This is a genomic window from Streptomyces sp. NPDC094147, from assembly GCF_044764265.1.
Classification (GTDB): domain Bacteria; phylum Actinomycetota; class Actinomycetes; order Streptomycetales; family Streptomycetaceae; genus Streptomyces.
The window spans coordinates 1-13,321 of record NZ_JBIWHT010000061.1; the positions used below are offsets into that span (position 1 = coordinate 1).

The window sequence follows — 13,321 nt, forward strand, 5'->3', positions numbered from 1 at the left end:
TTCTTCGCGAGCGCCTCGGCATCCGGCTTGGACAACTGGCTCTCAGCCCGCGGATCGACGTACACAGGACTCTTCTTCAGCGCATCGGCCACCGCACCGGTACCACTCGCCGCGTGCGCGGGTATGGGAACGAGGACGGCGGTCAGCGCGAGCAGCAGCCCGGCCAGGGCCGTGGCGAGGCCGGGTCGTGCGGCCCGGGATTGGGCGGGCATGGGGGTTCTCCTCTTGGTGCGTCGGCCGGGGTGGTACTCGTACTCGGCCCGGCCGTCGACAGCAAGCAGCGAGACGCTCATCGTGATCCCGATCTTCGCCTTGCCGCGCTTGCGCTGTCGTCCCGCCACCGTAGCCCCGCTACCAGCCCGACACCGACCCGACACCTGATGGCTGCCTGCCATGTGAGCGCCCCTTGTCCGTGCGGTCTACAAAGAAGTAGGGGACCGTCTGATCCCACCCCACAGTTGTACAGTTGCGCAATGTAGCAATCTTTCCGGCGGACGCATCCCTGACCGTCCCGTCCGGCCATGCAAGAGGAAGGCGGGGACGAGATGTTCCGCAATGCGCTGGAACCGTGGCATCTGCTCATCCTGGTGGTCGTGCTCGTCCTGGTGTTCGGCTCGAAGAAGCTGCCGGACGCCGCCCGAGCACTGGGCAAGTCGATGCGCATCCTCAAGAGTGAGGCCAAGGCCATGAAGGGCGAAGGCGGCACGCCGCCGACGGCATCGCCCGCGCCGGGCCCGGCCGCACCCGAAGCACCACGCACCATCCAGGCCGCACCCGGAGACACCGCCTCTGCCCGCCCTGTCGCAGAAAGCTCCCACGACGCACACTGACCCCTCAGCCAGCGGGTCGCGCACTGGCGCCGTCACGTCCGCGGCACAGCGGCTCGTCCTGCACTCGATGGTCGCGGCAGGGTCACAGTGGACCTCCGGCAGGCAGCCCTGCTCTGCCTCCCTCACCGGGAGCCGACGACCAGACGACCGTCGCGGCAGCCCGAGCCGGAGGGCCACTCACCTCGCGAGACGTACGGCCCTACCGGCAGATGCGCTCCGGCGTCGCGGCCGTCTCACCGGACGGGGCCGGTTTCCCGTTGTCGTTCGGCCCCTTGCAGAAGCCGCCGGACTTGATGAGAACCCGCGTGCCCCTCGGCGACGATCTCCTCGACGGGGGACGGCGGCATCGTTGGCCGCGGGCCCGCAGGCCTCGTGGCCCTCGTGGCCCTCGGCCAGTGCCACCTCCCGTCGCCTGCGCCGCCACCAGGTGACGCGAGTATTGAGCGCGGTGAGCACGACCCACGCCCTCGGTGACGGATGCCGGCTCACCTTCGCCCACATGGCGTGACGTCTCGCGGCGGTTCGGCAAGGGATCACCGGCATGAGGCCGGGCCCGCGTCAAAGGTTCGCCAATTAGTTGCGTCATCGCGCAAGAAGGGGGCTATGCTTCTGGAGGTTTGAAGAGGGCACCTCGTTCGGTGAGGCGTCTGCACGGACACAGGCCACTGACCCCACGACGTCGAGAGACGCCCAGGGTCAGGCCAGGTCTCCCCGACTTAAGGGGTGACCCCAAGTGGCTTCCCCGGCAAGGGGATTACGCCGTGCAGTGCCAAAGCTCTGACGAGTTGGGGTGAACCGGCCATCGGGGCCGGTCCGCTCCTTGCCGCGTCGTCCAGCGCCCACATGCGCTCCGGCCGGAAGGAGGCGAGAGACATGGATTGCAGTTGCAGTAGTCCGGGCCACAGTCGGCCCCGCATCCGATCGACCTCGCCCGTCCTCGGCACGCGATAGCGACACTCTCTACGCACACGTCTCCTCACCCGCACCCGTACGGCCCCGGCCGTCCCGGGCGGCCGGGCTGCTTCGGTGTGCCGTGCGTGACTGCCGCGTGCCCCCAACTCCTCCCCCCACCAGGGGACTTGGGAGCCTCACCATGACCACCGCACCCGCCAGGCCCACCATTCCGGCACCCCGCACCGCACGCACCTGCTCATCGCGATGATCCTCGTCGTCATCACGAGCGTCCAGGTCGCACTCGGCCGGTGAGTCCCGCGCGGGGCGGCGAGCGATGCCGCCCCGCGGGCCGGAGAGCCAGACCACCGTCAACTCCCCTTGGATAAGGGAGGACTCCATGCGTTTCCTTCACCACCTCGCGAAACTGACCGCGCCCGCCGTCCGCCGGGTCGCACCGACGGGATGTGCCTGCCCGTCGCTGCCCCTGACGCTGTTCGACGGCACCACGCGCACCTACCTCCTGGACGACCCGGCCGCCTGTGCCGGACCGCACGCCCGGCACGCCGCCTACCACCCCCGCGTCCACCTCGCCTACCTTCTCGCCCGCCAGGGCCGTGAGGCCCGCTGGCTGGCCCAGTTCACCGATCTGCCACTGGCGGCCGCCCAGCGCATCAGCCGAGCCGCCACCGACACCCCGCCCAACCACCCGTCCCCTTCCGCCCGCGCCCTGCGCCCCGCACGGAGGTGAGTCACCCATGTCCGTCCTGACCGCCATCCACTTCCCCGTCCACCACACCACGCCCCGCAAGCGCGGTGTGCTCCGCGAACGGATCGCCGGCGTTCTGCGGCGGCTCGCCGACAGCCCCGTGGACAGCACCGTCATCCGCGCGGCCCCCGGCCCGGCATCGGCACGAACCCCCTCGGCACGTGCCCGGAGCGGCTCTACCCCGCACGCCCACTGGCACCCCGTCACCGGACCCGACGGCCGACGCCACCTCGAAGCCACCTGGCACTAGGGGGTGTCCGGTGGGTCAGGGTCGGACAGGGCGCGGCGGCTGGTGCGGTGCATCGCAAGGCGTCGGAGCGTTTCGATAGCGGAGCTATCGGGACGTTTCGGCAACGCGGCGAGGTGCCGTGCCAGCCGCCGCGACCCCGGCCATGACCCACCGGACACCCCCTAGGGGGTGTCCGCTCGTGGCGCCGACTTGTGGGGGCGCCGTTTTCCGGACCGCGGGCTCTGACACCGTGCCGACCTGACAGGAGGGGACATGCCCCTGAATTACCGACTGGTCCACCGCGTTCACCACGATCTGCTGACCACGCCCACGGGGTCGCGATGGCGCCGACGGGCCCGGCCCGTACCGCAGTCGCCGTCCCGGCCCGAAGTGGCCGAGCTGCCGAGGGCTCCGGAGTACCGGGCGGGCGGTCTCGTCGTCGACTGCGGAACCCGCCGGGTCTCGGTCGACGGCCGCCAACTGGAGCTCACCTGCATGGAGTTCGAGCTCATCGCCCATTTCGTCGCGCATCCGCACCGCGTGTACACCCGCCGGCAACTGATGGAACTGGTGTGGCAGCAGAGGGCCACGGGCGACATGCGCACCGTCGATGTCCACATCGCCCGCCTGCGCCGCAAACTCGGCCGCGGCCACCGGGCACTGATCCGCACCGTACGGCAGGTCGGCTACGCCTTCGATCCGCCACCCGCTACGGCGTCACCTGCGGCCGAACACTGACTCGGCGCACCGTACGCCGCGGTCTCGCAGCACCTTGCCCGACCGCGGGCGGCCGGCCCGGTGACCGTACGCCGTAGCGGCCACCAGCGGCGTCATCAACACCAGCGGTGCGGAGCCCGCCCCGCACATGACCCACCGGACATCCCTCAGCCCCGCAGGTGAACGGGCAGCGACTCCACGCCGTACACGATCGACAGCTTGCGGAAGGCGAGTTCCTCGGCCGGTACGGCGAGGCGCATCTCGGGGAAGCGGCGGACCAGGGCGGGGAAGGCGGCGCGCAGTTCCATCCGGGCGAGTTCGGCGCCGATGCAGCGGTGGATGCCGTAGCCGAAGGCGAGATGGCCGCTCGCCTTGCGGTGCGGGTCGAAGCCGCCGTCGCCCGAGGTGAAGGCGGCGTCGCGGTTGGCGCCGCTGAGCGAGCACAGCACCATGTCGCCCTTGGGGATGCGCACCCCCGCGATCTCGACGTCCTCGCGTGCGAAGCGCGGGAAGGCGAGCTGCACCACGGTGAGGTAGCGCAGGGCCTCCTCCACGAAAGTGGCGGCGGCCGCTTCGTCCTCCGCTATTCGCGCGAAGGCGTCCGGGTCCTGGAGCAGGACGAGGGAGCCGAGCGCCAGCATGCTCGCGGTGGTCTCGAATCCGCCGGTCAGCACGCCGTCGGCGAGGCCGGCGAGTTCGTCGTCGCCGACGCTGTCGCCGTGTTCCTTGACGATCATGCCGAGCAGCCCGTCGCCCGGGTTCTCCCGCTGCTTCTTGACGACGTCCCTGAAGTAGGACAGCGAGGCGGACATGACGCCGAGCGGCGCGGTCGCCCCGCCGAACAGGTCGAAGCGCTCCATGGCGAGCTGCTGGAAGTCGTGGCGGTCCTCGTAGGGCACGCCGAGCAGTTCGCAGATGGTCAGCGAGGGAATGGGCAGCGCGAAGGCCTCCACGAGGTCGACGGGGCCGCCCGCGGCCTCCATGGCGTCGAGCCGCTCGGTCACGATGGCGTCGATGCGGGGGGTGAGCCGCCGCAGCCGGCGCATGGTGAACTCGGGTGTGAGGATGCGGCGCAGCCGGGTGTGCACCGGCGGATCGCTGAATCCGAGGCCGCCGGGGTGCTGCTCCTCCTCGACGCCCGCGTTGCCCGCCAGATGGGTGAAGTCGTTGCTGAACCCGTCGGTGGAGCCGAGCACCGCCTTCACCGCGTCGTGGCCGGTGACGACCCAGGCGTCCATGCCGAAGGGCAGCGGGACCTTGCCGACCGGTTCCTCGGCCTGCCGTGCGGTGAGCTCGGGCACCGGGTCGAGTCCGTCCCGGCGCAGCGGCATGAGCAGGTCGTCGGGGAGCAGCGAGATGGTGCCGGGTCCGATGCCGCGCTTCTGGATCCTGGCAAGGTAGGTGCGCCCGAGCCACAGAGTGACGCGGGAACGGAGATTTACCCTCAAGGCGGACTCCAAGGACAAGTTGTACGGCCAGGACACCGGGTACGGACCGGGTCGCTCAGGATAAGTGGCCCAGGGCACCTCGCGATCCGCCAGGGGCCCTGCTCACAGGCAGTCTGTGGGCGTGACCACCCCTTCTCCGCCGGGCCGTCCCGAACGCGCGCCCGGGTCGGGGCACGGATTCCACCGCCCGTCGAGCGTTTACACGGACGATGACGGGACTCAACTCGCCTGTCACGCAAGGCGATCCAGTATGTCCGTGTCTGCTGCATACGACCTGGGAGGAACCCGTGCGCCTGCGCACCGTCGTCACCGCCGCGACCGCTTCACTGGCCGTCGCCGCCTCAGTGACCGTCACCGATGCGACAGCCGCGACCCGGCCGTCGAACGGCGCCTCGCACGCCTGCTCCTCGTCCACCGCCGTCGACGGCTTCCCCGACGCCTTGGACAAGACTCTCTTCCACGGCACGGTCGTCGGCAATTTGTCCGGTCTGGCCGTCGACACCGACGGTACGGTCGCCGCGCTGTCCGACCGCTCGCAGCTCTTCGCCCTGAAGGTGGGCAAGGGCCCGGTGGCGGCGCCCGTCCGGGTCGTGCCGCTGGCCGACGAGAAAGGCGCCCCGCTGGACTCGGAGGCCGTCGTCATCGACCGCGACGGCACCCGTCTGATCACCTCCGAGGTGGAGCCGTCCGTTCGCCGCTACGACCGGGACGGCACGCTCCTGGGACGGCTGCCGGTCCCCGACGCGCTGCGGGTCGCCCCGGCCGGGCGCGCCACCGTCAGCCTGACGTTCGAGGGGCTCGCCCTCCAGCCGGGCGGCCACACCCTGATCGCCTCCATGGAGGGCCCCTTGTCGGGCGACGGCAAGGACGCCGCCGGACATTCACTCGTACGGTTCCAGACCTGGCACCGCGGCAGCCCGAAGGGTGACTTCCGGCTCGCCGGGCAGTACGCCTACCCGCTCTCTGCGAACGCGGGCGTGTCCGAGATCACCGCGACGGGGGACGGCCGCCTCCTCGTCCTGGAGCGCGGCTTCACCGCGGGCGTCGGCAATTCGGTACGCCTCTTCCTCGCCGACCCGCGCGGGGCGGGCGATGTGAGCGGCGTCGAGAACCTGCCGGGCACCGCCAGGACCGTACCCAAGACGCTCCTCGCCGACCTCGCCGACTGCCCCTCGCTGGGCACGACGGCCAAGCAGCCGCAGCCCAACCCGCTCCTCGACAACATCGAGGGCACAGCCCTGACAGGCCGCACCCGGGACGGGCGGTTGCGGCTGCTCCTGGTCAGCGACGACAACGAGAACCCGAAGCAGATCACCCGCCTGTACGCGCTGACGGTCCGGCTGCCTCGCCACGTCTGACCCACCCAACTGCCCTGCCCAGCACGGGAGTTCACCGAGTGGACTCATGCGCCGGGCAACGCGACCGCCCCGGCCGGAGAGATCCGGCCGGGGCGGGTGGGTGCGGAAGGCTTCGGTGCCTCGCCGGGTCAGGCGAGGGTGGCGATGGCCTGGTTGAACGTCGCCGACGGGCGCATGACCGCGGAGGCCTTGGCGGCGTCCGGCTGGTAGTAGCCGCCGATGTCGACCGGCGAGCCCTGCACCGCGACGAGCTCGCCGACGATGGTCTGCTCCTGCTCGCTCAGCGTCGTGGCCAGGGCCGCGAACGCCTCCGCGAGCTTGACGTCGTCGGTCTGCTTGGCCAGCTCCTGCGCCCAGTACAGGGCCAGGTAGAAGTGGCTGCCGCGGTTGTCGATGCCGCCCAGCTTGCGGCTCGGCGACTTGTCCTCGTTGAGGAAGGTGCCGGTGGCGCGGTCGAGGGTGTCGGCGAGGATCTGGGCGCGCGCGTTGCCCGTGGTCGTCGCCAGGTGCTCGAAGCTGACCGCGAGCGCGAGGAACTCGCCCAGGCTGTCCCAGCGCAGGTAGTTCTCCTTGACCAGCTGCTGGACGTGCTTGGGGGCGGAGCCGCCGGCGCCCGTCTCGAAGAGGCCGCCGCCGTTCATCAGCGGGACCACCGAGAGCATCTTGGCGCTGGTGCCGAGCTCCAGGATCGGGAACAGGTCGGTCAGGTAGTCGCGCAGCACGTTGCCGGTGACCGAGATGGTGTTCTCGCCGCGGCGGATGCGCTCCAGGGAGAACGCGGTCGCCTCGACGGGAGACATGATCTCGATCCGCAGGCCCTCGGTGTCGTGCTCGGCGAGGTAGGTGCGGACCTTCTGGATGAGGGTGGCGTCGTGCGCCCGGCCCTCGTCCAGCCAGAACACGGCCGGGTCGCCGGTCGCGCGGGCGCGGGTGACGGCGAGCTTGACCCAGTCCTGGATGGGCAGGTCCTTGGTCTGGCAGGCGCGGAAGATGTCGCCCTCGGCGACCTCCTGCTCCAGGACCACGTTGCCCGCGGTGTCGACCAGGCGGACGGTGCCCGCGGTCTGGATCTCGAAGGTCTTGTCGTGGCTGCCGTACTCCTCGGCCTTCTGCGCCATCAGACCGACGTTGGGCACGGAGCCCATGGTGGCCGGGTCGAAGGCGCCGTGCGCGCGGCAGTCCTCGATGACGACCTGATAGACGCCGGAGTAGCTGCTGTCCGGCAGGACGGCGAGGGTGTCGGCCTCCTGGCCGTCGGGGCCCCACATGTGGCCGGAGGTGCGGATCATGGCCGGCATGGAGGCGTCGACGATGACGTCGGACGGCACGTGCAGGTTGGTGATGCCGCGGTCGGAGTCGACCATGGCGAGCGCCGGGCCCTCGGTGAGCTCGGCCTCGAAGGCCGCCTTGATCTCGGCACCGATGTGCGGAACCGTGTCGAGGCCCTTGAGGATGGCGCCGAGGCCGTCGTTCGGGGACAGGCCGGCGGCGACCAGCACGTCACCATACTTGTCGAACGTCTTCGGGAAGAAGGCGCGCACCACGTGGCCGAAGACGATGGGGTCGGAGACCTTCATCATCGTCGCCTTCAGGTGCACCGAGAACAGCACGCCGTCGGCCTTGGCGCGGGCGATCTGCGCGGAGAGGAACTCGCGCAGCGCGGCCACGCGCAGCACGGACGCGTCCACGACCTCGCCCGCGAGGACGGGTACGGACTCGCGCAGCACGGTGGTGGTGCCGTCCGCCGCCGCCAGCTCGATCCGCAGCGAACCGGCCTCGGCGATGACCGCGGACTTCTCGGTGGAGCGGAAGTCGTCGGCGCCCATGGTCGCCACGTTCGTCTTCGACTCGGAGGTCCAGGCGCCCATGCGGTGCGGGTGCGCCTTGGCGTAGTTCTTGACCGACGCGGGGGCGCGGCGGTCGGAGTTGCCCTCGCGCAGGACCGGGTTGACGGCGCTGCCCTTGATCTTGTCGTAGCGCGCGCGGACGTCCTTGTCCTGCTCGGTCCGCGGGTCGTCCGGGTAGTCCGGCAGCGCGTAGCCCTGCGCCTGCAGCTCGGCGACGGCCGCCTTCAGCTGGGGGATGGACGCCGAGACGTTCGGCAGCTTGATGATGTTGGCCTCGGGCGTCTTGGCCAGCTCGCCGAGCTCGGCGAGCGCGTCGTGGATCCGCTGGCTCTCCTCAAGGAACTCGGGGAAGCTCGCGATGATGCGCCCCGCGAGAGAGATGTCACGGGTCTCCACAGTGACGCCGGCGGTCGAGGCGTACGCCTGGATCACGGGCAGGAACGAATGCGTCGCCAGGGCCGGCGCCTCGTCAGTGTGGGTGTAGATGATGGTCGAGTCAGTCACCGGGTGCTCCGCTCCACGTCTGCAACATTGCTCGACATCAAGATATCTCGTGATCGCCCCGGGTCACGACGGGGCCCCGCCCCCGATCGGCAGGGTCCGCCGGATCGGGCTCCTGGTTCACGGGCGTACCGCACGCGCCTCGAAGCGGCCCCGGCCCAGCTCTATGACGAAGGAGACGTGCTGTCCCTCGGACAGCGTCCGGGTCTCCCCCTCGATGTCTTCGCGGCGCACATAGATGGCGTCGTGCTGCCCGAGCGGCACGACGAATCCGTAGCCCTTCTCCCGGTCGAAGTACTGGACGATCCCTTCGCACCGCTCGCTCATTGCCTCCATTGCCTCACTCCTCGGGTGATCGCCGCCTTGCGGTCGCACACCGGAGCGAACATGTTCCTCATCGGTACATATACCGCTGTGCTCGGGTTTTGATGCCTGCACCGCGCCTCCCCGGGCGGCCTGACCTCGCCGGCGCGAGGGAGGCGTAAGGCCCGTGTCAATTCGGGCGGACGGCGCATCAGCGGTCCGTCAAGGAGCGGCTGCGCATGGGGTGCGGACCCATAGCGTCCAGACCCATGGGACGACGGACCACCCGCAGCGTGGCGGGACGCGGCACCACACCTGTGCGGGCGGCCGAAGCCGTGGTGCACGACACCACATGGGCAGGCGAGGCCCGTTCGGCGGCCGGCTGTGCGGCGCTGCTCCTCGCGCTGCTGCTCGCCATCGACACCGGGGCAGGCACCCTGACCGTCCCGCGCGGCGCGCTGTGGACCGCGTTCGCCACCGTGCTGTTCGCCGTGCTCTGGCCCGCGCGGGTATCGGTGGGCCGGGGCCGGCTCGTCTCGCGCGGGCTGCTGCGGCGCACCGAGGTGCGCACCGACCGCCTGGTCTCGGTGCGCTGGTCCGACGGCGTGGCCCAGCGTCTCGTGCTGCGGGACGTCGAGGGCAACCGGGCCGAGATCGACCCGAAGGTCCTCGTCGCCAATCCCCCGCTGTGGCACCTCCTCGACGCGGACGCCCGCACCAGCCTCGACCGGGGCGTACTCAGCTGCGGCGAGACGGCCCTGCGGCAGATGGCGGCCCGGGTGGACCGCGAAACGGCCCGCACGGTGTTCAAGGTCTCGGGCCTTGAGTAGTCGACCGGGCCACCATCACCGGCGAGCCGCTGCCGGTCGCCAAGCAGCCCGGCGACCGGTGCAGTGGTCAACTCCCTTGTGCGGAACGGCAGTCGGGGCAGATGCCGGTGAGTTCCAGGGTGTGTTCCACCTCGGCGAAACCGGAGAGCCGCCCGATGCGGTCGGCCCAGGTCTCGACGGCGGCGGAGTCGACGGGCAGGCTCATGCCGCAGTGCCGGCACAGCAGGTAGTGCCGGTGTTCGGCGGTCGGGCGGTGCCGGAAGAGGCGTTCGCCGCCCCGGTCGCGTACGACATCGGCGCGGCCCGCCTCGGCAAGCGCGCCCAGCGTGCGGTAGACGGTGCTCAGGCCGATGCCCGAACCGGCGGCTCGCAGCGAGGCGTGCAGGGTGCGGGATCCCACGAAGCCTCCCGCTTCGATCAACGCCTGGAGCACGACGGCGCGTTGTGTGGTCCGTCTGCCGAGCAGGGTGACCTCGTCGGACGACCCGGCCGTCATGCCGGTGCCTCTGTGGTGGGTACGCACATGGCGGCGCGGGGACGGCGTACCGCGGCGAACGTGGCCGCATAGCCTGTGGTGGCGACGGCCATGATCGCGAAGCTGGGCGGCAGCTGAGGCACCGCATAGCTGAGGGTGAGGCCCGCCCACATGTAGGCGACACCCAGTGCGCCGGACAGGGCGAGCGCCCGGTAGGGGCGGTCGGTGAGGCGATGAGCTGTTCCGGCGGGCGCGGCGAGCAGGCCGAGCAGCAGCAGCGAGCCGACCACCTGGGTGGCTTCGGCGGCGGTGGCGCCGACCAGGGCCAGGAAGGCGATGCCGAGGAGGCGTACCGGCACCCGCCGCGCGGCGGCCACCGCCTCGTCGACGGAGGCGAACAGCAGCGGCCTCGCCAGGGCGAGCAGGGCGAGGGCGAGGCCGGCCGCGATGGCGGCGGCGAGCCAGGCCTGCCGGGCGGACAGGCCGAAGACGGACCCGAAGAGCACGGTGACTCCGGCGGTGCCGTTGGCGGCGCCCCGGGTGGTGTAGAGGGTGAGGAAGAAGGCGCCCAGGCCGAGGATCCAGGAGAAGACGCTGCCGATGGCCACGTCGTCCGCCCGTCCGCGTCCGCCGAGCGCGCCGATGACCACCGCGAGGAGCACCGTCGCGCCGAACAGGCCGAGGCGCAGGTCCCAGCCGACCGCGAGCGCGCCCAGCGCGCCGGCGAAGGCCACATGGCTGAGGGCGTCGCCGGTGAACACCTGGGCGCGCAGCACCAGGAAGTGGCCCGTCAGGCCCGCCGCGAGGGCGATGGCCGTGCCCGCGAGGAGGGCGTGGGTGAAGTAGGGGTGGGAGAAGGCGTTCACCCGGCACCTCCTGGCAGTGGTCGGCGTCGTCCGGCGGCGGTCAGCGCGCGGCCCAGACGGGCCGCCACATAGCCGGCGAAGGCGAAGGTCGTCACGTAGAACCCGATCGGATACGCGGAGTAGTACGCGGTGATCAGCCCGGCCCACGTCACCGCGACGGCGATCACCACCGAGGCGAGCAGACCGGCGGCGGGCCGGGCGGTGAGTTGCTGGGCGGTGGCGGCGGGCATGACGAGGAGGGCGAACACCAGCAGGGTGCCGGTGATCTGGCCGGCCTCGGCGGTGGCCACGCCCAGCAGGAGCAGGAACGCGACGGACAGGGTCCGCACCGGGACTCCGCGCGCGGCGGCCACGTCGGGGTCGGCGGAGGCGAACAGCAGCGGCCGTCCGATGACGGTGAGCACGCCGATCGCGACCGCGGCCACCATGGCGAGGACCGTCACCTGGGCGGTCGTGATGCCCAGAAAGCTGCCGAACAGCAGGGAGTTGATCCCGCCCAGGAATCCTTTGTAGAGGGATACGAAGAGGAAGCCACACCCGAGCAGGAAGGCCTGGACGGTTCCGGTGAGCGCCGACTCCTGGCCCCGGCCGCCCTGCCCTGCCCGCGGGATGGCGGCGATCGCGAGGGCGCCCCCGACGCAGAACGCGAAGTAGCCGAATCCGGCACTGATCCCGAGCAGGGTGGCGCAGGCCGCGCCGGGGAAGCTGATCACGGCCAGGGTGTGTCCGGCGAAGCTCTGCTTGCGCAGCACCATGTACCAGCCGATGACGGCGGCCAGTACGGCGACGACGGTGCCCGCCCGGAAGGCGTTGACCATGAAGGGGAACGCCCAGATCTGCTGGAGGTCGGTGACCGGGTTCCATGACCAACCGGCTTGCGCGTCGGCCCAGTTCACGGCAGGTGCCGATCGGTGTGTGCGGCGGGCGCCTCCGGCTGGCCGACCACCACCAGGCGTCCGTCGCTGGTGTGGAGCACCTCCACAGGTGCGCCGTACAGCCGCGAAAGGGTCCCTGTGGTGATCACCTCATGGGGGCGGCCCACCACCGCGCCGCCCTCGGCCATGTACACGACCCGGTCGAGCCACGGCAGGATCGGGTTCACGTCGTGGGCGACCATCACCACACTCACTCCTTCCTCCCGGCAGATCCGGCCGATCAGGGCCGCCACCGCTCCCTGGTGGGACAGGTCCAGACTGTCCAGCGGCTCGTCGAGCAGCAGCAACTCGGGGCCGCGGACGAGCGCTTGGGCGATGAGCAGCCGCTGCTGCTCGCCGCCGGAGCACTCCCCTATCGGCCGGTTCGCGTACGCCGTGGCCCCGACCAGTTCGATCACCTCGGCGATACGGTCCCGCTCCGCGCGGCGCCGGGCGCTGAAGCGGTCGGGCAGGGGAAGCGGCACGCCCCAGCGGTCGCCGTCCAGGCCGAGCCGCACGATGTCGGTGCCCCGGATGCGCAGACTGGCGTCGAAGCTGCGGCGTTGCGGGAGGTAGCCGATGTGCCGGCTGGCCCGTCCGGGCGGGCGGCCGAGCACCCGTACCTCTCCCTCGGCGGCCGGCAGTACGCCGAGCAGGACCTTCACCAGGGTCGACTTCCCGGCTCCGTTCGGGCCCAGTACGGCGGTGAACTCGCCTGCCGCTATGTCGAGTTCGACCCCGGACCACAGGGTGCGGCCGCCGAGCCGGACCCCGGCGCCGCGCAGCGACACCACGGCCGGGGCGGTTTGGGTGGGGCGGCTCTGGGCCGGGACCCCATGGTGGCGGACCACATCGCCCGTCCGTGTCACGGGCTTCACGGCCGTCACTTGCCCGTCGCCAGGGCCAGTGCCTTCTCGATGTCCTGGAGCTGGCGCACCTGCCAGTCCTGGAACGAGGCGCCGGCCGGGGTGAGGGTCTCGGTCACCGTGGCGACCGGGATGCCCGCCGCCTTGACGGCCTTGACCTGGGCGGCGACGTCGGGGGTGGAGTTCTGGCTGTTGTAGACGTAGACCTTGATCTGCTTGTTCTTGATCTGCGCGTCGATCGCCGACTTGTCCTTGGCGGTCGGATCGGTTCCCTCGCTGATCGCGTCGAGGAAGGACTCCGGGGTGAGCATCTTCAGGCCGAGCCCGTCCGCGAGGGGCGTGACGATGGACTCCGAGGCGCCGATCGGCGTACCCGCGTACTTGGCCTTGATGTCGGCGACGAGCTTGTCGTAGGGGGCGAGCGTCTGCGCCTCGAAGGTCTTCCTGCGTCCGTCGAAGTAGGCGGCGTCGGCCGGG

The 13,321-nt window shown here is 71.1% G+C and carries 14 protein-coding genes, 1 pseudogene and 1 riboswitch; of the genes and pseudogenes, 6 read left to right on the forward strand and 9 right to left on the reverse strand.

Annotated features, from left to right (window positions below; genetic code table 11):
* A pseudogene (locus tag ACIQ8J_RS35150) lies at positions 1 to 341 on the reverse strand (hypothetical protein); the annotation flags it as partial.
* 204 nt (positions 342 to 545) lie between these two features.
* On the opposite strand from ACIQ8J_RS35150, the gene tatA reads away from it, so the two are divergent.
* The 4 genes from tatA (at position 546) to ACIQ8J_RS35170 (ending at position 3,457) form a co-directional block, all read left to right on the forward strand.
* Complete coding sequence (tatA, locus tag ACIQ8J_RS35155) at positions 546 to 830, forward strand: Sec-independent protein translocase subunit TatA (protein ID WP_403270476.1); 285 nt, start codon at positions 546 to 548, stop codon at positions 828 to 830.
* Between the two features lie 623 nt (positions 831 to 1,453).
* A riboswitch (M-box (ykoK) riboswitch) is annotated at positions 1,454 to 1,627 on the forward strand.
* A gap of 494 nt (positions 1,628 to 2,121) precedes the next feature.
* Positions 2,122 to 2,472, forward strand: coding sequence for a hypothetical protein (locus tag ACIQ8J_RS35160; RefSeq protein ID WP_403269703.1), 351 nt, complete (start codon positions 2,122 to 2,124; stop codon positions 2,470 to 2,472).
* A 7-nt stretch (positions 2,473 to 2,479) separates the two neighbouring features.
* On the forward strand, positions 2,480 to 2,740 hold the full coding sequence (locus ACIQ8J_RS35165; protein ID WP_403269706.1) for a hypothetical protein: 261 nt from the start codon (positions 2,480 to 2,482) through the stop codon (positions 2,738 to 2,740).
* A gap of 252 nt (positions 2,741 to 2,992) precedes the next feature.
* Complete coding sequence (locus ACIQ8J_RS35170) at positions 2,993 to 3,457, forward strand: winged helix-turn-helix domain-containing protein (RefSeq protein WP_403269709.1); 465 nt, start codon at positions 2,993 to 2,995, stop codon at positions 3,455 to 3,457.
* A 146-nt stretch (positions 3,458 to 3,603) separates the two neighbouring features.
* Here the strand turns inward: ACIQ8J_RS35170 and ACIQ8J_RS35175 are convergent, their stop codons facing one another.
* Entirely contained in the window at positions 3,604 to 4,884 is a 1,281-nt protein-coding gene (locus ACIQ8J_RS35175; RefSeq protein WP_403269712.1) for a cytochrome P450, read from the reverse strand.
* 287 nt (positions 4,885 to 5,171) lie between these two features.
* Between ACIQ8J_RS35175 and ACIQ8J_RS35180 the strand changes: the two genes are divergently transcribed.
* Complete coding sequence (locus tag ACIQ8J_RS35180; RefSeq protein WP_403269715.1) at positions 5,172 to 6,242, forward strand: esterase-like activity of phytase family protein; 1,071 nt, start codon at positions 5,172 to 5,174, stop codon at positions 6,240 to 6,242.
* Between the two features lie 128 nt (positions 6,243 to 6,370).
* Here the strand turns inward: ACIQ8J_RS35180 and ACIQ8J_RS35185 are convergent, their stop codons facing one another.
* A complete protein-coding gene (locus ACIQ8J_RS35185; RefSeq protein ID WP_403269718.1) occupies positions 6,371 to 8,593 on the reverse strand; it encodes an NADP-dependent isocitrate dehydrogenase in 2,223 nt (740 codons plus the stop codon).
* A gap of 117 nt (positions 8,594 to 8,710) precedes the next feature.
* Positions 8,711 to 8,926, reverse strand: coding sequence for a cold-shock protein (locus tag ACIQ8J_RS35190; protein ID WP_403269721.1), 216 nt, complete (start codon positions 8,924 to 8,926; stop codon positions 8,711 to 8,713).
* A gap of 236 nt (positions 8,927 to 9,162) precedes the next feature.
* Between ACIQ8J_RS35190 and ACIQ8J_RS35195 the strand changes: the two genes are divergently transcribed.
* The gene (locus ACIQ8J_RS35195; RefSeq protein ID WP_403269724.1) at positions 9,163 to 9,723 is read left to right on the forward strand and encodes a hypothetical protein; all 561 of its coding nucleotides are present in this window, start codon (positions 9,163 to 9,165) and stop codon (positions 9,721 to 9,723) included.
* 67 nt (positions 9,724 to 9,790) lie between these two features.
* Here ACIQ8J_RS35195 and ACIQ8J_RS35200 read toward each other — a convergent pair whose 3' ends face one another.
* The 5 genes from ACIQ8J_RS35200 to ACIQ8J_RS35220 all read right to left on the reverse strand — a co-directional run.
* On the reverse strand, positions 9,791 to 10,219 hold the full coding sequence (locus tag ACIQ8J_RS35200; RefSeq protein ID WP_403269727.1) for a Fur family transcriptional regulator: 429 nt from the start codon (positions 10,217 to 10,219) through the stop codon (positions 9,791 to 9,793).
* Entirely contained in the window at positions 10,216 to 11,064 is an 849-nt protein-coding gene (locus ACIQ8J_RS35205; RefSeq protein ID WP_403269730.1) for a metal ABC transporter permease, read from the reverse strand. The genes ACIQ8J_RS35200 and ACIQ8J_RS35205 overlap by 4 nt, the downstream gene beginning before the upstream one ends.
* Complete coding sequence (locus tag ACIQ8J_RS35210) at positions 11,061 to 11,960, reverse strand: metal ABC transporter permease (protein WP_403269733.1); 900 nt, start codon at positions 11,958 to 11,960, stop codon at positions 11,061 to 11,063. The genes ACIQ8J_RS35205 and ACIQ8J_RS35210 overlap by 4 nt, the downstream gene beginning before the upstream one ends.
* On the reverse strand, positions 11,957 to 12,769 hold the full coding sequence (locus ACIQ8J_RS35215; RefSeq protein WP_403270478.1) for a metal ABC transporter ATP-binding protein: 813 nt from the start codon (positions 12,767 to 12,769) through the stop codon (positions 11,957 to 11,959). Before ACIQ8J_RS35215 ends, ACIQ8J_RS35210 begins: the two co-directional genes overlap by 4 nt.
* 92 nt (positions 12,770 to 12,861) lie before the next feature.
* On the reverse strand, positions 12,862 to 13,321 hold a 460-nt coding region (locus ACIQ8J_RS35220), incomplete at its 5' end, for a metal ABC transporter solute-binding protein, Zn/Mn family (protein ID WP_403608133.1).